This window comes from Jannaschia seosinensis (assembly GCF_001408515.1).
Classification (GTDB): domain Bacteria; phylum Pseudomonadota; class Alphaproteobacteria; order Rhodobacterales; family Rhodobacteraceae; genus Jannaschia; species Jannaschia seosinensis.
Genome location: NZ_CYPR01000162.1, coordinates 53,298 through 70,608 on the forward strand (window position 1 = coordinate 53,298; position 17,311 = coordinate 70,608).

Below are 17,311 nucleotides of genomic sequence, written 5' to 3' on the forward strand. Positions count from 1 at the left end.
GATCAGGGGCCGAACCTGAAATGGTCTGCAACGAAGGGCGGGATCAAGACGCCCGCGCAACGGATCAGCCGGGAGACGCCGCCGCGATCGGGACGAGGGGCGTGTCGAAGGTCAGGCCGGCCCTCGCTCTCTGGGGGAGGGGCGCGAGGAAGTTCAGCCGCGCGCTGCGCAGAATGCCTCCGTAGGCCGGCGCTTCGGCTTCCGGCGGCGCGGAGGCCGTCAGCGTCGGCGCCTGCGGCGTGACGGGCGCATCGGTCCAGTGGCACGCCTCGCGCAGGGTGCTGAGCGGCGCGGCGAGATCGATAATCGGAAAACGCAGGTCGTTGGGCAGGCCGGTCGCGTCGGCGAAACGAACATGCAGGCTCTGCGCGTTCGTCAGCGTCTCGATCAGGGGACGGGCGCTTTGGGTGTTCCAGTGACCGAATGCTTCGCCCCGGCTGTCGACCGTCATGCGCACGGATCGCGAGGCGCCGTCGTCGATCTGCACCTTGACCGGCCAGTCGCCCGAATCGGACGGCGGCGTGGCGCAATCATGGGCGACATAGATGGCGGTTCTGTTCTCGAAGCAGCGCAGCAGGAGAGTTGCCCGCCGGCGGGGGCCGCATTGCAGCGGCTCGTCGCTCGACACCGAAAGATAGACATTCGTGAGATCCGGGCGTTCCGAAGGCTCCGTCCGCAGGGTCCAGCCGATGCGTGTGGGGGTCGCCTGCGTCATGGGCGGCTCGGGCTTGGCCGGAACCGCCGTTTCGGTCCGCGTCTCGCGCGAAACGGGCGCTGCTTCTGCCAATGCGGTTGTCGGATCGTCCGCGTCCCTTGGCAGGGAGTAGCCGATGGAGATGCCGGAAAGGGCGGCGAGGATACAGGCGAAAACGCGAATCTGCGCGGACATGAAGCGAGCCTCCGGTTTCGTGGCAACCTGCACGAAAGGAGGTTAACGGAGCGTTACGTGTCCGGCGCGAGCGCGGAGATCAGAGGTGGAAGCCGCTGCGGCCGTCCCGAGAGGTCCATGCAGACGATCGTGACGCGCGCCCGGAACAGTACGGCGCCGTCGCGCAGGACGTCCTGCTCCATGACGAACCGTGCGCGCCCCATGGATGCCACCGCGCTGCGGATCTCGAGCCGGTCGTCATAGCGCGCGGGCTTGAGGTAATCCGCCTCGACCCGCAGGACGGCGAAGACGAGGCCGCGGCCGCGCATCTCGGCCTGATCGATGCCGGCCGCGCGGACCATCTCGGAACGGGCGCGTTCGATGAACCGCAGGTAGTTGGCGTAATAGACGATTCCGGCCAGATCGACATCCTCGTAATAGACGCGGACCGGCCAGACATGCGACTCGCTCACGAGACGCGGCCCACGCGGGCGGCGAGGCGAAGCGCGTGGGATGGATCCTGCGCCATCGCGGGCAGGACTGGATCGTAGGCCGCCCGCATCAGGTCGCCGATATCGGGCCGCAGGATCGCGCGGCCCTCGGCGATGGCCAGCGGCGAGGTCTCGGTGAACGCCGTGTCGGACCAGACCAGCACCGCCTGCACCATCTGGTTGAGCGCGAGCGTCTCGGCGGGCACGTCGGTCAGATGCGCGTCCATCCGGATAAAGGCGAAGCACGCCCGGATCGCGCCGTCCTCGTCGAAGCGGAAGATGCGGTACTGGTTCGCCTCCGCCGCCTCGAGCCGGGCGACGAGCGGACCCAGATCGGGGATGAGACAGTCAAGATTCGGCGTCTCCGTCAGTTCTGACCACTCGCGCAGGAAGAACACCATCAGGTTCGCGCCGAGTTCCGGATCGGTCTCGGACATCCGGTGGCCCGTCAGCACGCACAGCGCCTCGATCGCGCCTTTGAGGATCGAGACCGTCTCCGGCTCCACGCCGAAGACGACTGGCGCGATTGGACGACCCCAGCGGGCAAAGAAGAACTCTCCGTCGGCGCGCGTGAAGAGCGCGGTGACGTCGTCGGGCGAAAGAGGGGTGAGGCCGCGTGTCATGGACCCTGCCTGCCACGGCGCGCGGCGCGACGTCCAGAGCGGGTGACTGGACGGCAGGGCGGGGTGAAGCTATCGGCAGGCAAATCCAAGGAGCACGCCATGACCGACCCTGTCATCACGCCGGCAAGCTGGACGGCCCTGACCACGCTCGGATCGCGCGCGCAGGCCGAAGGTCTGGGCACCGCGCTCGAGGAGACGATGGAGCCCGACGGGATCGGCGTGTTCGAGATGGAGGACGGCTCGGGCCTTTGGGAAGTCGGTGCCTATTTCGCCGAGGCGCCGGACGAGACCGGCCTCGCGCTTCTGGCGGCCGCCTTCGACGCACGGCCCTTTACCGTCTCCGAGGTGCCGCCGACCGATTGGGTGGCGCATGTCCGCCGCGAGTTGCGTCCCGTCGAGGCGGGGCGGTTCTTCGTCTACGGGTCGCATGACGCCGACAAGGTGCCGGATGACCGCATCGCCTTGCTGATCGAGGCGGCGATGGCGTTTGGGACGGGCCACCACGGCACGACGCAGGGCTGTCTGCTGGCCTTCGAGGCGCTGCTTACGGACGGGGTCGCGCCGGGGCCGGTGGCCGACATCGGCGCGGGGACCGCCGTTCTCGCCATGGCGGCGGCGAAGGTGTGGAGCGAGGTGCCGATCATCGCCTCCGATATCGACGCCGTGGCGGTCGAGGTGGCGCAGGCGAACCTGGCGGTGAACGATCTGGGCGCGCGCGTGGAATGTATCGAGGCGGCCGGGTTCGACCATCCGCGCCTGAAGGCGGCCGCGCCGTTCGACCTGATCTTCGCCAATATTCTGAAGGGCCCGCTGGTGGAACTTGCCCCCGATCTCGCCGCCCACGCGGCGGCCGGAGGGCACGCGATCCTGTCGGGCATCCTCAACCCGCAGGCCGACGATGTGGTCGCCGCCTACGATGCCGCGGGGTTCGATCTGAAGGATCGGCGCATTCTCGGCGACTGGACCACGCTGACCTTGCGGCGCAGGTAAGTCCGCGCCGCCCGGCGGAGCACGCTCAGCGGCGGGAGGTCCGGCGCACGATGTCGGCCCGCTCCAGCCCGATGTCGGACAGTTGATAATCGCTCAGGCGCGACAGGATCTTTAGCGTTGCGCGGCGGTCGTTCCAGACGATGAGACGGCCCAGCATCGCCAGGAGCGAACCGGAGATGGAGGAGATGGAGGTGCGGCGGTGGGTGCGGAAGTCGTCGTAGGTCGCCATGGTATCATCCGTTGATCGGTGCCGGGATGCGGCCGAACGGCCGCGGTGATTTTGCCGCGCTATTCGGCCCGTTTCGGCTGCACAAACGCAAAATCTGCATGCCTCATATGCGCGTGCGGAATGTCTTGAAGCCCCTCGGGATGCATCTGTCGGCGCCGACCGACAGGGTGTCGCGAACGGCTCACGAACAGGGCGATTTCAGGCCGCGCGCCCGGCGACACTGGTCCCGGCGTGGCGGCCATGCTAGCCGGGGGCAAAGAGAGAACATCGAGGCAGGGCGGATGCGCGTCATGGGGATCGATCCGGGGCTTCGGGCCTGCGGCTGGGGGGTGATCACGGTCGATGGCCCCCGGCTTCGGCATGTCGCCAACGGAACCTGCCGGCCGACGGGGTCAGATATGGGCACGCGGCTCTGCGCGCTGCACGTCATGCTGACGGAAATCCTCGCCACCCACCGGCCCGACGCCGCCGCGGTCGAGGAGACCTTCGTCAATTCCGGGGGGCAGTCTGCGCTCAAGCTTGGGCAGGCGCGGGGCGTTGCGGTGCTCGTGCCCGCGCAAGCGGGGCTGACGGTCGGGGAATATGCGCCGAATACGGTCAAGAAGGCGGTCGTCGGCGTGGGGCACGCCGACAAGGCGCAGGTCGCGCATATGGTGAAGATGCAGCTTCCGGGTTGCGATCCCGATTCGGCCGACGCGGCCGATGCCTTGGCTATCGCGCTGTGCCATGCCTTTCACCTGCAATCTTCGGGGCGCCTCGCGGCGGCGATGCGGGCATGATCGGGCGACTGACCGGGCGGCTCGACTTCCGGGGGCCGGATCACGTCCTGCTCGACGTGAACGGCGTGGGGTATGTCGTGTTCTGTTCCGACCGAACGCTTGCCGCCCTGCCGCCGGTCAAATCGCCGGTCGCGCTCTGGACGGAACTCCTCGTACGCGAGGATCTGCTGCAATTGTTCGGCTTTCTGACGGTGCAGGAGCGGGAATGGCACCGTCTGCTGACGTCGGTGCAGGGGATCGGGGCGCGCGGCTCGCTCGCGATCCTCGGGGCGCTCGGGGCCGAGGGCGTGGCCCGGGCCATCGCGCTCGGGGATGCGGCGGCGGTCCGGGCGGCACCGGGCGTCGGCCCGAAGATCGCGCAGCGCGTCGTCAACGAATTGCAGGGCAAGGCGCCGGCGATGATGCTGATGGAGGCCGACGATCCGCTGATCGACGCGCCTGCCGCGCCGACCGCGCATCCCGCCCCGACGGAGAAGGCGGCCCCTGTCCGGACCTCCTCCGCCCAGTCCGAGGCGCTGTCGGCCTTGGCCAATCTCGGCTATGCGCCGACCGACGCCGCCCGCGCGGTGGCCGAAGCCGCCGGGGACGCCGACGATACCGGCGGCCTGATCCGCGCCGCCCTTCGCCGTCTCGCGCCGGGAGAGTAGGGTATGTCCATGCTGCAGGGCGTGCCGGAGCGTCCCGATCCCCGTGAGACGAGCGGGACGGCACCGCGGTGGTGGAGGCCGCTTCTCAGCCTTCGCGTGTATGAGGCGCTGCGCCACGCTGCGCGACGGGCAAGGATTCATCGCGCCGTGATGATGAAGAATAGCTGTCGGAACGGTAAAATTCCCGAAAACCCAGATGACGCGACGCTTCGATCGTTTCACCTTGTCCAATCCGGCCGGTTGGTGGATCGGCAAGGCCGGTGCGCCGTCGACATGCGGCTGACCGCAGGCGATCCGTGCAAGGCAACGAGTACGAACGCGCCGGTCCCGGTCAAATATGCCGTGAGCCCGTCCGTCGCAGCTTCGCCCGACGGGCAGGCCCTCATGCTGGAAGCGGAACGCGTCTGCGGAATGCCAGCCGTCCGGTTCGGCCCCACCCGCGCAATGGAGGCTGTGAATGGAGCGTGATCCCCTGCTCGACCCGAACGTGCCCGACGAGGTGTCCGACGACAGGGCGCTTCGCCCGCAAGTGCTGTCGGAGTTCATTGGTCAGGCGGAGGCGCGGGCAAATTTGCGCGTCTTCATCGAAAGCGCGCGCCTCCGTGGTCAGGCGATGGACCACGTGCTGTTTCACGGGCCGCCGGGGCTGGGCAAGACCACGCTGGCGCAGATCATGGCGCGCGAACTCGGCGTCGGGTTCCGGATGACCTCCGGGCCGGTTCTGGCCAAGGCGGGCGATCTTGCCGCGATCCTCACCAATCTGGAGGCCCGCGACGTCCTCTTCATCGACGAAATCCACCGCCTGAACCCTGCGGTGGAGGAAGTACTCTATCCGGCGCTCGAGGATTTCGCACTGGATCTCGTGATCGGCGAGGGGCCCGCGGCGCGGACCGTGCGGATCGACCTGCAACCTTTTACGCTGGTCGGTGCGACGACGCGGATGGGCCTGCTGACGACGCCGCTGCGCGACCGGTTCGGCATCCCGACGCGGCTGGAATTCTACACCGTGGCCGAGCTGCACCAGATCGTCACCCGCGGCGCGCGGCTGATGGGGACGCCCGCCACCGAGGACGGCGCACAGGAGATCGCGCGCCGCGCGCGGGGCACGCCCCGGATCGCCGGACGGCTGCTGCGCCGTGTCGTGGATTTCGCCGTGGTCGAGGGTGACGGCACCGTGACGCGCGAGATCGCCGACGGCGCGCTCACGCGGCTGGGCGTGGACGGGCTGGGCCTCGATTCCGCCGACCGCAGGTATCTGCGCCTGATCGCCGAGAATTACGGCGGCGGCCCGGTCGGGATCGAGACGATGTCGGCCGCCCTGTCCGAAAGCCGCGACTCGCTGGAGGAGGTGATCGAGCCTTACCTGCTGCAACAGGGCCTCATCGCGCGCACGCCGCGCGGACGGATGCTGGCGCAGAAGGGCTGGACGCATCTCGGGCTCGATGCGCCGCGACGCGAGGGCGATCTGTTCGACTGACGTCCGGGGTTTTACCCGGCTCCGGACGGGCCTAGGTACCCCCTGATCCCCACAGGAGGCCGCCGTGGTCAAGCTCGACATTCTTTCCGATCCGATCTGCCCGTGGTGTTACATTGGCAAGGCCCACCTGTTCCGGGCGTTGCAGCGCCACCCCGAGCATCCTTTCGCCATCGAATGGCATCCGTTCCAGCTCAACCCCGACATGCCGCCGGAGGGGATGGACCGGCGCGCCTATCTCGAGGCGAAATTCGGCGGGCAGGAGGGCGCCGTGCAGGCCTATGTTCCGGTTGTCGAGGCCGCATCCGAGGCGGGGCTGGAGATCAATTTCGAGGGGATCGCGCGGGCGCCGAACTCCCTCGACGCGCATCGCCTGATCCATTGGGCCGGTCTGGAGCAGAAGCAGACGGCCGTCGTGCAGGCCCTGTTCGAAGGTTACTTCGAGAAAGGGCGCGACATCGGCGATACAGCGACCCTCGTCGAGATCGGCGCCGAATGCGGGCTCGACCGCGATATGCTGCTGCGCCTTTTTGCCTCCGACGCCGATGCCGAGGATATTCGGGCCCGCGACGCGCATGCGCGGGAACGCGGCGTCACCGGCGTGCCGACTTTCGTTCTCGCCAATCAGCACGTCCTGCGCGGGGCGCAGCCGCCGGAGCTTTGGGGGCAGGTGATCGAGGAAGTCGCGGCGCAGCTGAAGGCGCAGGCGGAGTGAGCGCACCGGCCGAGGTCTCCCCCGCCGACCGGGCACAGGCGCCCAAGGCCGGGCGTACGCTGTCCCTGCCGGAATTCGTCGCGCTGATGGCGATGCTGACAGCGACGATCGCCTTTTCCATCGATGCGATGCTGCCGGCCCTGCCGGAAATTGGTGCGGCGCTGTCGCCCGATGCACCGAACCGGGTGCAGCTCGTCGTGGTCGCCTTCGTGCTCGGCATGGGGGGCGGGACGCTCTTTGTCGGGCCGCTCTCGGATGCGCTGGGGCGCAAGGCGGTGATGGTGGGCGGCGCGGTGGTCTATTGCGTGGCGGCCGCGTTCTGCACCATCGCGCCCAGCCTCGAGGCGCTCCTCGTCGCGCGTCTGGTGCAGGGCATCGGCGCCAGCGGACCGCGCGTGGCGGCGACGGCGATGATCCGCGACCTCTATGCCGGGAGGGGCATGGCGCGGGTCGTGTCCTTCGTGATGATGACCTTCACGCTGGTCCCCGCCATCGCGCCGCTGGTCGGGTCCTGGATCATTGCGAGCTTCGGCTGGCGCGGGCTGTTTTGGGCGTTCGTCCTGTTTTCCGCGGTCTCGGGCGGGTGGCTCTTTCTGCGCCAGCCCGAGACGCTGCCGCGCGCAATGCGCCGGCCGCTCAACGCGGCGCGGCTGCGTCTGGCGGCGGCCGAGGTGGCGGGCCACGCGAATGTGCGGCGTGCGACGGCGGTGCAAAGCCTCGTCTTCGGCATCCTTTTCGCCACGATCATGTCGGTCCAGCCGATCTACGACCTGACATTCGGGCGGGACGCGACCTTCCCGCTCTGGTTCGGGCTGGTGGCGATCATCTCCGGCTCGGCCTCGTTCCTGAACGCGCATCTCGTGGGACGGCTTGGGATGCTGTGGCTCTTGCGCCGTGCGCTGGCGGTGCATGTCGTGCTGTCGGTCGTGCTGGCCATGCTGTGGGCGGGGGGGCTGATGCCCGACGCCGTCCGCTTCGCATCTTTCCTGCTGTGGCAGGTGGGGACATTTTCGCTCGCCGGGCTGACCATCGGCAATCTCAACGCGATCGCGATGCAGCCGATGGGGCATATCGCGGGCATGGCGTCCTCGGTGATTTCGGCGGTCTCGACGATTGCGGGGGTGTCGCTCGCGGTTCCGATCGGGCTGGCCTTCGACGGCACGCCGTTGCCGCTCATCGCCGGGGCGGCGGTTTTGGGGGGATTGGCGCTGTTTCTCACCCGACGGCTCGCGGAGGAGGGCTGAGCGTCAGTCTGACTCCCTCGCGCTGTCGTCGTGGGGATGCGCCTCCGTCAGGTCGAGTTCGTGGTCGAGGAACCAGTTCGCGGCGTAGCCGTGGATCAGGATCGAGACGAGGATCGTCACCGCGGCGATCCGCCAGACCGCGTCGATATCCTCAAACCCCGCATGGTTTTGCGCATAGGCGATGTAGAAGATCGACCCCATCCCGCGGATCCCGAAAAAGGCAACGCTGCGCCGCTGAAGCCGGGAGGATTTCTGCCCGATCAGCCCGATCAGCCCCGCCAGCGGCCGCACCACGAGGATCAGGGCGAGTGCGAAGGCGACCTCCTGCCAGCGCAGGCTGTCGAACGCGCCGCCCCCGATAAAGGTCCCGAGCCATAGAAGCAGGATCGCGAGAAGGATCGCCTCAAGCTGCTCCGCCCCGTGATGGACGAACTTCTCGTAGCCCTCGTCTTCCGTGCCGCGCGTGTTCGACCGCCCGGCCCGCGTCGCGATGAAGACGGCGAGAAAGCCGTAGCCGCCCAGGGCTTCGGTGATCCCGTAGCTCAGCAGCGTGGCGGCGAGAATGACGACCACAGCGTTCCAAGCCCCGTGTCTGGCGTCTCCGATCGGGCTGAAGATGATGCGGCTGATGATGTAGCCGACCACGAAGCCCGCCGCCGCAGCGATGCCGACGCGGTAAGCCAGATCGAAGCCGACCCAGGACCAAAGCCATGCTTCGCCCTCCACCATCTGCGCCACGCCCAGGGTCGCGGCGTGGATCGCGAGGTAGATGAAGGGAAAAGCCAGACCGTCGTTCAGACCGGCCTCTGCCGTCAGCGCAAGCTCCATGTCCTCCTCGCCCCGGCCCGGGGGGGCGACCTGCACCGACCGCGCCAGAACCGGATCCGTCGGCGCGAGCCCGGCGGCGAGAAGGAGCGCCGCCGGCAGGGCGAGGCCAAGCCACAACGACCCGAGGAAGGCCACGGCCGCGATCGTCAGCGGCATCGTCACGATCAACAGCCGCCATGTCGGCTCCCAGTTCCGCCAGCTGGCCTTGGTGTCGATGGCGAGGCCCGCGCCGGCGAGCGAGATGATGACGATGAGTTCGGCGGCATGCTCGATCACCTTCGATTGCCACCCGCCGGCAAGGGGCGTGATCATCGGCAGGCCGATCGCCGAAATCCCGGCGCCGATGAGGACGTAGAAGAACGGCAGGTTGAACAGCCGATAGCGCGCCAACGCCGGTTGCAGCGTCAGGCCGAGCAGGGCGAGCCCTACGATGATATAGATCAGGTCGCGACCGTCGATCGTTCCCCACATGTCAGCCGCCTTTCGCGTCGGGCACCGTCAGAACCGGAATCGGGCGCCCATCTGCATGGAGTCCACATCTTGGAAGGTCTCGTTCGCCCGGTCGAGATCGTGACGACAATAGCCCAGATAAAGGTCGGTGTTGATCCGCTCCACGACCTGCACCGCCTGGAACCCGTAAGCCGTGACTGCGTCCCCGGCCTGAAGGACGTCGTCGCTTCGGCCCCAATCCAGCGAGATTGCCGTAAGGCCGAGCGGCATGATGCCCTCATCCTGCCAGCCGAGCTTGAGATAGCGGGTCCGGATGTCGGGGGCGGCCTGCCGGTCCTGGCTTCCGGCCGCGGCCGTCACACTGATCCCGGTCGCGCGGTGCAGCGCCGAGATCGATCCGGTCAGACCATCGTCGCCGCGGGCCTCGCGAAACCAGCCAACGCCCCCGGCCAGATCGAATTCGCCCGCCGCACCTTCGTAGCGCAATGCGATGTCGAAGAAATCCTCCGCCCCGCCGAACGAGGTCCGCAGCGTGATACCGCCCCGCGACGGCGAGACGTAGAGCAGCCGCTCGCGTCGCCCGAGGCCGTCGAGATTGGTATAGGCGGCACCAACCGTCACCTCCGACAGCGCCCCGTCGCCGTCGCGAAACACCATGCCGCCCGACAGCGCATCGACGTCCGAGAAACCGGCAAGCGACGTGGCCGACAGATCCTGCTGTGCGGCGTCTTCGGTGGCGGTGTCGCCCTTGCCGACGGAAAGTTCGCCCCAGCCGGGATGCGTGGCGCGGATCTGGAGGCGGCGGTTCGCGGCCTCGTCCCCCACCCACCGGTCGCGCTGATCGACCGCGGCGGAGGAATTATATTGCGGCTCGAAGACCCAAATGACGCCGAGAGTCGTGCCGCCGGAAAGCTCCCGCTCGATCCGCAGACGAAAGCGGGTGGAGGAATTGTCATTGTCCACGAAGAAGGCGTTCTCCTCCTCGCCGTCATCGGTCCGCAGGAGGCCGTAGCTGATCTGGCCGGAAAAGGTCGCGGTGGCGCCGCCGAACTCGCGGCTCAGCGACTCTTTCGCGAGGGCCCCGCAGGTGGACAAGGCCAGAAACGGCAGGGCCAAGAGGGCGGTTCTCATCCGGCTTTCCTGTCCCAAACGGTCGAGAGCGTAACGCGAGGCGATTCCGCGGGTTCCCTCACTCGCCCTTCAGCTTCACGGCGCCGGCCTGCACGGCGAGATCGCGGGCGATGGCGAAGGCGCCCTTGATACGGTCCGCCTCCTCCGCGAAATCGCTCTGCACCACGAGCTTGTCGCCCTTGACCTTGGCCGCGCCGTTCTGGGCTTTGATGTAATCCACCAACCCCTCGGGGCGGGCGAAACGGTTGGCGTGGAATTCCACCGTCGCGCCCTTGGCCCCGACATTGAGCTTTTCGATCCCGGCGGCCTTGCACAGCGCCTTGATCCGCACCACGCGCAGCAGGACGTTCACCTCGCGGGGCAGGGGGCCGAAGCGGTCGATCAATTCGGCGGCGAACCCCTCGAGCTCCACCTTCTTCTCAAGGCCCGAGAGACGCCGATAGAGACCGAGCCGCGTGTCCAGATCGGGCACGTAATCCTCGGGGATCAGGACCGGCACGCCGAGCGCGATCTGCGGCGACCAATCGTCCGACAGGGCGTCGGCAAGGCCGGCATCGCCGCGCTTGAGCTTCTCGATCGTCTCCTCGAGCATGGATTGGTAGAGTTCGAACCCGACCTCGCGGACGTGGCCCGATTGCTCCTCGCCGATGATGTTGCCGCCGCCGCGCAGGTCGAGATCCTGGGACGCGATGTTGAACCCGGCCCCGAGCGCGTCGATGGAGCCAAGCGCCTTGAGCCGCCGTTCGGCGGCCGTGGTCAGCTTGGTGCGCGGCTTCGTCGTCAGGAAGGCGTAGGCGCGCGTCTTGGACCGGCCGACCCGGCCCCGGATCTGGTAAAGCTGCGACAGGCCGAACATGTCCGCGCGCCAGATGATCATCGTATTGGCCGTCGGGATGTCGATGCCGCTTTCGATGATCGTCGTCGACAGGAGCACGTCGTACTTGCCGTCGTAGAACGCGTTCATCCGCTCGTCGAGGTCGCCCGCCGCCAGTTGCCCGTGGGCGATCACATAGGTCAGTTCCGGCAACTGCTCGCGCAGGAAGGCCTCCATCTCGCTCAGGTCGCTGATCCGGGGAACCACGACGAAGGATTGCCCGCCGCGGTAATGTTCCCGAAGCAGCGCCTCGCGGGCCTGAACGGCGTCGAACTCGGATACGTAGGTACGGATGGCGAGGCGGTCGATCGGCGGCGTGCCGATGACCGAAAGGTCGCGCACCCCGGTCAGCGACATCTGCAACGTGCGCGGGATCGGCGTGGCCGAAAGCGTCAGGACGTGGATGTCGGAGCGCATCTCCTTAAGGCGTTCCTTGTGGGTGACGCCGAAATGCTGCTCCTCGTCGATGATCAGGAGGCCCAGCTCGGCGAACTTCACCTGCTTGGCCAAAAGGGCATGGGTTCCGATGGCGATGTCCACGGTGCCGTCGGCGATGCCCGCACGGGTCTCGGCCGCCTGCTTGGATGAGACGAAGCGCGACAATTGGCGCACCGTGATCGGCAGACCCCGGAAGCGGTCCTGGAACGATTTTGCGTGCTGGCGGGCCAGCAGGGTGGTGGGCGCGATGACGGCGACCTGCTTGCCGGAGGTGGCCGCGATGAAGGCCGCGCGCATCGCGACCTCGGTCTTGCCGAAGCCCACATCGCCCACGATCAGCCGGTCCATCGGATTGCCGGAGCCGAGATCGGCCGCCACGTCCTCGATCGCCTGCAACTGGTCGTCCGTCTCCTCGTAGGGGAAGCGGGCGGCGAAGGTTTCCCACATGTCGCGCGGCGCTTCGAGGATCGGGGCGCGGCGCACGGCGCGTTCGGCGGCGATGCGCATCAGCCGCTCGGCGATCTGGCGGATCCGCTCCTTCAGACGGGCCTTGCGGGCCTGCCACGCGCCGCCGCCCAGCTTGTCGAGGAGGCCTTCCTCGGAGCCATACCGGCTGAGCAGTTCGATGTTCTCGACCGGCAGGAAGAGGCGATCGCCGCCGGCATATTCGAGCACGAGGCATTCATGCGGCGCGCCTGCGGCCGTGACCGTCTCGAGGCCGGTAAACCGTCCGAGACCGTGATCGACATGGACGACGAGATCCCCGGTCGCGAGCGCCTGCGCCTCGGTCAGGAAGTTCTCGGCCCGGCGCTTCTTCTTCTTGCCACGGATCAGACGCTCGCCCAGCACGTCCTGCTCGGAGATGACGGTCAGCCGCTGCTTCCCGAACGGCCCGTCGAAGCCACGCTCCAGCGGCCAGATGAGAAGCCCGACCTCACCGCGCGCCACCTCCTCCAGCCGCTTGACGGCGCGCGCATCGGGCAGGCCGTGATCCTTCAGCAGCCCTTCCAGCCGTTCCCGCGCGCCGCCGGAGTAGGACGCCACGACGACCCCGCCATCGCCGCGTTTGTCGGCGATATGCTCCGCCAGCGCCTCGAACAGGTTGACGTCGCCGCGTTGACGCTCCGGCGAGAAGGAGCGGCCGATCCGCCCGCCCGCATCGATCACGTTAGGGCCGGGCGCCGTCGGCAGGGGCGAGAGGTGCAGCGCCCGCCGCCCCGCCATCGCCGCCTCGAAACCGTCGGGCGACAGATAGAGCCCCTCGGGCGGCGCGGGCTTGTAGACGCTGTCCACACGGCCGCGATCCTTCATCGCCTCGCGCCGGTTGTCGTACATGTCGACGATCTGCGCCCAGCGTTCGTCGTGCCGCGCGAGGCTCCCCTCATCGAGCACGAAGGACGCGTCGGGCAGATAGTCGGGCAAGGTCTCCAGCGTCTCGTGGAAGAACGGGAGCCAGTGCTCCATGCCCTGCGCCTTCTTGCCCGCGCTGACCGCCTCGTAGAGCGGATCGTCGGTGCCCGCCGCCCCGAAGGCGATGCGGTAGTTCTGGCGGAACCGGGTGATTGCGGGGCCGTCGAGGATCACCTCCGAGACCGGCGCCAGCTCGATCAGCTCCAGCTTCTGGGTTGTGCGCTGCGTCGCCGGATCGAAGCGGCGCAGCCCATCGAGCGTGTCGCCGAACAGATCGAGCCGGACGGGCGCGGGCTGCCCCGGGGGCCAGATGTCGATGATGCCGCCGCGCGGCGACCAGTCGCCCGGCTCCATCACCGTGGGGGTCTGGCTGAAGCCCATGCGAACGAGGAAGTCGCGCAGGGCGGCCTCGTCGATCCGCTGGTCAAGACGGGCGGCGAAGCCCGCACCGCGCAGCACCTCGCGCGCGGGCAGCTTCTGCGTCACCGCCGCGAGGGTTGTCAGCAGGACGAATTCGCCGTTCAGGCCATGCGCCAGCGCCGTGAGCGTGGCCATCCGGGTCGCGGAGATCTCGGCCGCCGGCGACAGACGGTCGTAGGGCAGCACGTCCCATGCCGGAAGGCGCAGCACCGTGACGCCCGCCCGGTGCGCCCGGATCGCGGCGGCCATGGCCTCGGCGCGCTTGTCGTCGCGGGCGACGTGCACGACCGGGTGGCCACGGTCGAGTTCCTTGAGAAGCACGCGCGCGTCGAACCCCTCGGGGGCGCCGCCGACGCGGACATGGCCGTTGGGCAACGGGCGCGGGGCCGCCTCGGGCGGGGTGTCGGAGGGGGCGTCGATGTCGTCGGGCATGGCGCTGTCAGGTAACGGCGGGGCGAGCGGTGTCAACCGGCTCGGCGCGATCATGTCACCCCAGAACCGTCGCGTTCAGGTTGACCCACATGCCCCACATCGAGGTCACGAAGATCGACACGATCCCGACCGCCTGGATCCAGCGCCGCGTGGCGAACAGCAGGTTGCCCAGATCGTTCGGCGCAAGCCCCTCGACCCGCCACGCGGCGCGGACGGAGAGCCAGCCCACGATCGTCATCGGCAGGAACAGCAGCAGGAGCGCCTGCGCGAACTCGATCCGGTAGAGAAAGCCCAGAAGCGCCAGGGACGTGATTGCGAAGAAGCTGAACCCGATGGTCAGGAGTCCGATCTCCATCGCGATGAACCGCAACCTGCGGGCGTGGATGTTGGCCAGCATGTGCATGTCCGCGAGGGACTGCTCGTGCCCGCGCGCGGCGCGGCGCACCATGTCGAACGGCACGCCGATGATCCAGTGCGACGCCGTCGACCACAGCACCGCAAGCCCGATCCAGAACCACAGGTTGGAAAAGGACCGCAGGTCGATGGCTTCGAGTGCCAGTTCCAGAAAGAGGAAATCCAAGGGTTCGCGAAGCCTCATGGTGGCGCATCCGCGGCCCCTGTGGCGGAGCAATGTGCGGGTCCGGCCATGTCGCCCGGCAGAGGGGCGGTTTGCAAGCCGCGTATTGATCCGCGTCGCAACCCGTGGCAGCGGAGGCGCATGTCCGCATCGATCGCCCCCCGCCTCCGCCGTCTTCGCCGAACGCCCGCCCTGCGCGCCATGGTGCGCGAGGCGCGGCTATCCGTCGACGACCTGATCTGGCCCGTTTTCCTGTGTGACGGAACGGGCGTCACCCAGGAGGTGCCGTCGATGCCGGGTGTGATCCGGCGATCCGTCGACCTGACCGTCGCCGCCGCCGCCGAGGCGCGGGATGCGGGCATCCGGTGCATCTGCCTGTTCCCCTACACGGATTTCGCGCTCCGCACCGATCTGTGTGAAGAGGCGTGGAACCCGGAGAACCTGACGAACCGCGCGATCCGGGCGATCCGGGCCGAGGTGCCCGACATGGCGGTGATGACCGACGTGGCGCTCGACCCCTACAACGCGAAGGGCCATGACGGAATCGTCCGCGACGGCGAGATCGTCAATGACGAGAGCGTCGCCGCGCTGGTCCGCATGGCGATGGCGCAGGCCGAGGCCGGGGCCGACATCCTCGGCCCGTCCGACATGATGGACGGCCGGATCGCCGCGATCCGCGAGGCGCTCGAGGGGGCGGGTTACATCCACGTCTCGATCATGTCCTATGCCGCGAAATATGCCTCGGCCTTCTATGGCCCGTTCCGCGACGCGGTCGGGGCGTCGGGCGCGCTGACGGGCGACAAGAAGACCTACCAACTCGACCCCGCCAATGCCGACGAGGGGCTGCGTTGCGTCGCGCGCGACCTCGACGAAGGTGCGGACATGGTGATGGTCAAGCCGGGCATGCCCTATCTCGACATCTGCCGCCGGGTGAAGGACAGCTTCGAAGTGCCCACCTTCGCCTATCAGGTGTCGGGCGAATATGCGATGATCCGGGCCGCGGCCGGCAATGGCTGGATCGACGGGGAGCGGGCCATGATGGAGAGCCTGATGGCCTTCCGTCGGGCCGGATGCGATGGGGTGCTGACCTACTTCGCCCCCGAGGCGGCGCGGCTGATCCGGGCCGGGTGGGAATAAGCGGCGGCCGGCGCCGATCTCTTTCGGCGGATCCGTCCTTCTTTCAGTGCGGCCCGCGGCGGCCTGCTCTGGCGTGGCTCCGCTGAAAGGACAGTGTTTCGTCTCTCGCTTTGAACAGGCTCAGGAGCGATATTCGTTGCGAATGCGATGAGGCGTCCGTTCGCAACCTCCCGTCCTGCCTTGAGGTCGCGCCGCCGGATCGGTTGAGCGAGAAAGAGGGTCCGCAAAAATCTCCTCAATCGGACTCTGCTTGCGTCCCTGCGCATGGTCGCGCAAAAACACGCCATGAGCCGGATCCTCCCCCCCCTCCTGCCTGCGGTCTTCGCGGCCCTGATGACCGCTCCTGCCGCATTGGCACAGGAATATGACGTTGGCGATCTGTCGATCGTCGATCCCTTCGCGCTGGCGACGGTGGGCAATGCCCCGGTGGCCGGAGGCTATCTGGAAATCGTCAACGAGGGTGAGGCCGACGACCGGCTCGTGGCCATCCGCGTGGCGCCGGAAGTCGCGGGCATGGTGCAGTTGCACGAGATGCGGCTGGAGGACGGCGTCATGCGCATGGATGCGGTCGCGGGCGGCATTCCCGTGCCGGCCGGGGCGCGTGTCGTGCTGGAGCGGGGTGGGCTGCACGTGATGTTCATGCGCCTGCCCGACGGGCTTGAGGCGGGCAGGCAAATCCCAGCGACGCTGGTCTTCGAGAATGCCGGAGAGGTCGAGGTCATCTTCGCGGTGGAGACGCGCGGCGCGCGGCAGGAGGGCAGCCAGCCCGGCCCGAGCGATGCGGCGACGGATCACGGAACCGCGCAGGAGCAACCGTCCAGTCACGGGAACTGAGGGTCGGACGGCCGCCTGTCGGGGCGGCCATCCTTCGTCACACTACACGACAGGGTGCTGGCTGAGGGCGGCTGGATGGATTCAACTGGATGACTCCGACCAAGGAAACGTCCGATGCTTCACCACGCCATCTCCGCCCTCACGAATATTCTGCGTCCAGATCTCGACTTGAGCAAGAGCCGTCTGGAGACGCTTTGCATGATCGTCATCGGCATGGTCAGCGCGCGCAGCGTGAACCTCGGCCATCTTGCCTGCGAACGACCGGGATCGGCCCTGACCTCGTCAACATACCGTCGGTTGCAACGCTTCTTCCAGCACGTCCATCTCGACGAGGACTGGTCGCTCCCGCTTCTGGTCCGGCTGTTGGGCCTGAACAAATCGTGGCTGCTCGCGCTCGACCGCACCAACTGGCAGATCGGCAAGACCGAGGTGAACTTTCTCGTGCTCGCAGTCGTCACCCGTCGTTTCCGCGTCCCCCTGGTCTGGAGCCTGATCGAAGGCCGCGGGTGTTCCGACACCGACATGCGCATCGCCCTGATGGAGTGATATCTCGCGAATTTTCCCGCGACGACCATCCGTCTGCTGCTTGCCGATCGCGAGTTTGTCGGCGCAGGATGGATGGAATTTCTTAGTAAAAACAATATCCCCTTTGCTATCCGCGTAAGGGGAAATCTTCGCATTACGACCGAGGACGGTCACGACCTTACCTTGCGCGCAAGG

The 17,311-nt window shown here is 67.8% G+C and carries 17 protein-coding genes; 9 read left to right on the forward strand and 8 right to left on the reverse strand.

What is annotated here, in order from left to right:
• Window positions 1–64 precede the first annotated feature (64 nt).
• The 3 genes from JSE7799_RS12595 to JSE7799_RS12605 are packed head-to-tail and all read right to left on the reverse strand — an operon-like array spanning window position 65 to window position 1,982.
• Window positions 65–889 carry a type VI secretion system-associated protein TagO gene (locus JSE7799_RS12595; RefSeq protein ID WP_055663931.1) on the reverse strand — a complete coding sequence of 275 codons (825 nt, stop codon included), beginning with the start codon at window positions 887–889 and terminating at the stop codon, window positions 65–67.
• 53 nt (window positions 890–942) lie between these two features.
• Window positions 943–1,341: a tol-pal system-associated acyl-CoA thioesterase gene (ybgC, locus tag JSE7799_RS12600; protein ID WP_055663932.1), complete on the reverse strand. Its 399-nt coding sequence runs from the start codon at window positions 1,339–1,341 to the stop codon at window positions 943–945.
• Window positions 1,338–1,982, reverse strand: coding sequence for a hypothetical protein (locus JSE7799_RS12605; protein WP_055663933.1), 645 nt, complete (start codon window positions 1,980–1,982; stop codon window positions 1,338–1,340). The genes ybgC and JSE7799_RS12605 overlap by 4 nt, the downstream gene beginning before the upstream one ends.
• 99 nt (window positions 1,983–2,081) lie before the next feature.
• Here JSE7799_RS12605 and JSE7799_RS12610 point away from each other — a divergent pair, with 99 nt between their 5' ends.
• On the forward strand, window positions 2,082–2,972 hold the full coding sequence (locus tag JSE7799_RS12610) for a 50S ribosomal protein L11 methyltransferase (protein ID WP_055663934.1): 891 nt from the start codon (window positions 2,082–2,084) through the stop codon (window positions 2,970–2,972).
• A gap of 25 nt (window positions 2,973–2,997) precedes the next feature.
• On the opposite strand, the gene JSE7799_RS21785 is transcribed toward JSE7799_RS12610, so the two are convergent.
• On the reverse strand, window positions 2,998–3,201 hold the full coding sequence (locus JSE7799_RS21785; protein ID WP_055663935.1) for a DUF1127 domain-containing protein: 204 nt from the start codon (window positions 3,199–3,201) through the stop codon (window positions 2,998–3,000).
• Between the two features lie 281 nt (window positions 3,202–3,482).
• Here JSE7799_RS21785 and ruvC point away from each other — a divergent pair, with 281 nt between their 5' ends.
• From ruvC to JSE7799_RS12645, 5 genes are all read left to right on the forward strand, one after another.
• The gene (gene ruvC / locus JSE7799_RS12620) at window positions 3,483–3,980 is read left to right on the forward strand and encodes a crossover junction endodeoxyribonuclease RuvC (RefSeq protein ID WP_055663955.1); all 498 of its coding nucleotides are present in this window, start codon (window positions 3,483–3,485) and stop codon (window positions 3,978–3,980) included.
• Window positions 3,977–4,627 (forward strand): Holliday junction branch migration protein RuvA, encoded by a 651-nt coding sequence (gene ruvA / locus JSE7799_RS12625; protein ID WP_055663936.1) that lies wholly within the window; start codon window positions 3,977–3,979, stop codon window positions 4,625–4,627. Before ruvC ends, ruvA begins: the two co-directional genes overlap by 4 nt.
• A gap of 457 nt (window positions 4,628–5,084) precedes the next feature.
• The gene (ruvB, locus tag JSE7799_RS12635) at window positions 5,085–6,104 is read left to right on the forward strand and encodes a Holliday junction branch migration DNA helicase RuvB (RefSeq protein ID WP_055663938.1); all 1,020 of its coding nucleotides are present in this window, start codon (window positions 5,085–5,087) and stop codon (window positions 6,102–6,104) included.
• A 64-nt stretch (window positions 6,105–6,168) separates the two neighbouring features.
• Window positions 6,169–6,816 carry a DsbA family oxidoreductase gene (locus tag JSE7799_RS12640; RefSeq protein WP_055663939.1) on the forward strand — a complete coding sequence of 216 codons (648 nt, stop codon included), beginning with the start codon at window positions 6,169–6,171 and terminating at the stop codon, window positions 6,814–6,816.
• A gap of 86 nt (window positions 6,817–6,902) precedes the next feature.
• On the forward strand, window positions 6,903–8,060 hold the full coding sequence (locus JSE7799_RS12645; protein WP_083480557.1) for a multidrug effflux MFS transporter: 1,158 nt from the start codon (window positions 6,903–6,905) through the stop codon (window positions 8,058–8,060).
• A 3-nt stretch (window positions 8,061–8,063) separates the two neighbouring features.
• On the opposite strand, the gene JSE7799_RS12650 is transcribed toward JSE7799_RS12645, so the two are convergent.
• Genes JSE7799_RS12650 through JSE7799_RS12665 form a run of 4 tightly spaced genes read right to left on the reverse strand, consistent with a single transcriptional unit; the run spans window position 8,064 to window position 14,641 of the window.
• Window positions 8,064–9,359, reverse strand: a complete 1,296-nt coding sequence (locus JSE7799_RS12650) for a cation:proton antiporter (protein WP_055663941.1) — start codon at window positions 9,357–9,359, stop codon at window positions 8,064–8,066.
• Between the two features lie 27 nt (window positions 9,360–9,386).
• Window positions 9,387–10,469, reverse strand: coding sequence for a porin (locus JSE7799_RS12655; protein ID WP_055663942.1), 1,083 nt, complete (start codon window positions 10,467–10,469; stop codon window positions 9,387–9,389).
• Window positions 10,470–10,527: 58 nt separating this feature from the next.
• A complete protein-coding gene (gene mfd / locus JSE7799_RS12660) occupies window positions 10,528–14,043 on the reverse strand; it encodes a transcription-repair coupling factor (protein ID WP_083480547.1) in 3,516 nt (1,171 codons plus the stop codon).
• A gap of 55 nt (window positions 14,044–14,098) precedes the next feature.
• A complete protein-coding gene (locus JSE7799_RS12665; RefSeq protein WP_055663943.1) occupies window positions 14,099–14,641 on the reverse strand; it encodes a hypothetical protein in 543 nt (180 codons plus the stop codon).
• A 120-nt stretch (window positions 14,642–14,761) separates the two neighbouring features.
• Between JSE7799_RS12665 and hemB the strand changes: the two genes are divergently transcribed.
• The 3 genes from hemB (at window position 14,762) to JSE7799_RS12680 (ending at window position 17,137) form a co-directional block, all read left to right on the forward strand.
• Complete coding sequence (gene hemB, locus JSE7799_RS12670) at window positions 14,762–15,757, forward strand: porphobilinogen synthase (RefSeq protein WP_055663944.1); 996 nt, start codon at window positions 14,762–14,764, stop codon at window positions 15,755–15,757.
• A gap of 285 nt (window positions 15,758–16,042) precedes the next feature.
• A complete protein-coding gene (locus tag JSE7799_RS12675; RefSeq protein WP_055663945.1) occupies window positions 16,043–16,591 on the forward strand; it encodes a copper chaperone PCu(A)C in 549 nt (182 codons plus the stop codon).
• 114 nt (window positions 16,592–16,705) lie between these two features.
• Entirely contained in the window at window positions 16,706–17,137 is a 432-nt protein-coding gene (locus tag JSE7799_RS12680; protein ID WP_055663946.1) for a hypothetical protein, read from the forward strand.
• Window positions 17,138–17,311 lie beyond the last annotated feature (174 nt).

Excerpts from the sequence above, each read along its gene's own strand:
- JSE7799_RS12595 (WP_055663931.1), bottom strand. The coding sequence starts at position 889 with ATGTCCGCGCAGATTCGCGTTTTCGCCTGTATCCTCGCCGCCCTTTCC.
- JSE7799_RS12605 (WP_055663933.1), bottom strand. The coding sequence starts at position 1,982 with ATGACACGCGGCCTCACCCCTCTTTCGCCCGACGACGTCACCGCGCTC.
- JSE7799_RS12610 (WP_055663934.1), top strand. The coding sequence starts at position 2,082 with ATGACCGACCCTGTCATCACGCCGGCAAGCTGGACGGCCCTGACCACG.
- JSE7799_RS21785 (WP_055663935.1), bottom strand. The coding sequence starts at position 3,201 with ATGGCGACCTACGACGACTTCCGCACCCACCGCCGCACCTCCATCTCC.
- ruvC (WP_055663955.1), top strand. The coding sequence starts at position 3,483 with ATGCGCGTCATGGGGATCGATCCGGGGCTTCGGGCCTGCGGCTGGGGG.
- ruvA (WP_055663936.1), top strand. The coding sequence starts at position 3,977 with ATGATCGGGCGACTGACCGGGCGGCTCGACTTCCGGGGGCCGGATCAC.
- ruvB (WP_055663938.1), top strand. The coding sequence starts at position 5,085 with ATGGAGCGTGATCCCCTGCTCGACCCGAACGTGCCCGACGAGGTGTCC.
- JSE7799_RS12645 (WP_083480557.1), top strand. The coding sequence starts at position 6,903 with ATGGCGATGCTGACAGCGACGATCGCCTTTTCCATCGATGCGATGCTG.
- JSE7799_RS12650 (WP_055663941.1), bottom strand. The coding sequence starts at position 9,359 with ATGTGGGGAACGATCGACGGTCGCGACCTGATCTATATCATCGTAGGG.
- JSE7799_RS12655 (WP_055663942.1), bottom strand. The coding sequence starts at position 10,469 with ATGAGAACCGCCCTCTTGGCCCTGCCGTTTCTGGCCTTGTCCACCTGC.
- mfd (WP_083480547.1), bottom strand. The coding sequence starts at position 14,043 with ATGCCCGACGACATCGACGCCCCCTCCGACACCCCGCCCGAGGCGGCC.
- JSE7799_RS12665 (WP_055663943.1), bottom strand. The coding sequence starts at position 14,641 with ATGAGGCTTCGCGAACCCTTGGATTTCCTCTTTCTGGAACTGGCACTC.
- hemB (WP_055663944.1), top strand. The coding sequence starts at position 14,762 with ATGTCCGCATCGATCGCCCCCCGCCTCCGCCGTCTTCGCCGAACGCCC.
- JSE7799_RS12675 (WP_055663945.1), top strand. The coding sequence starts at position 16,043 with ATGAGCCGGATCCTCCCCCCCCTCCTGCCTGCGGTCTTCGCGGCCCTG.
- JSE7799_RS12680 (WP_055663946.1), top strand. The coding sequence starts at position 16,706 with ATGCTTCACCACGCCATCTCCGCCCTCACGAATATTCTGCGTCCAGAT.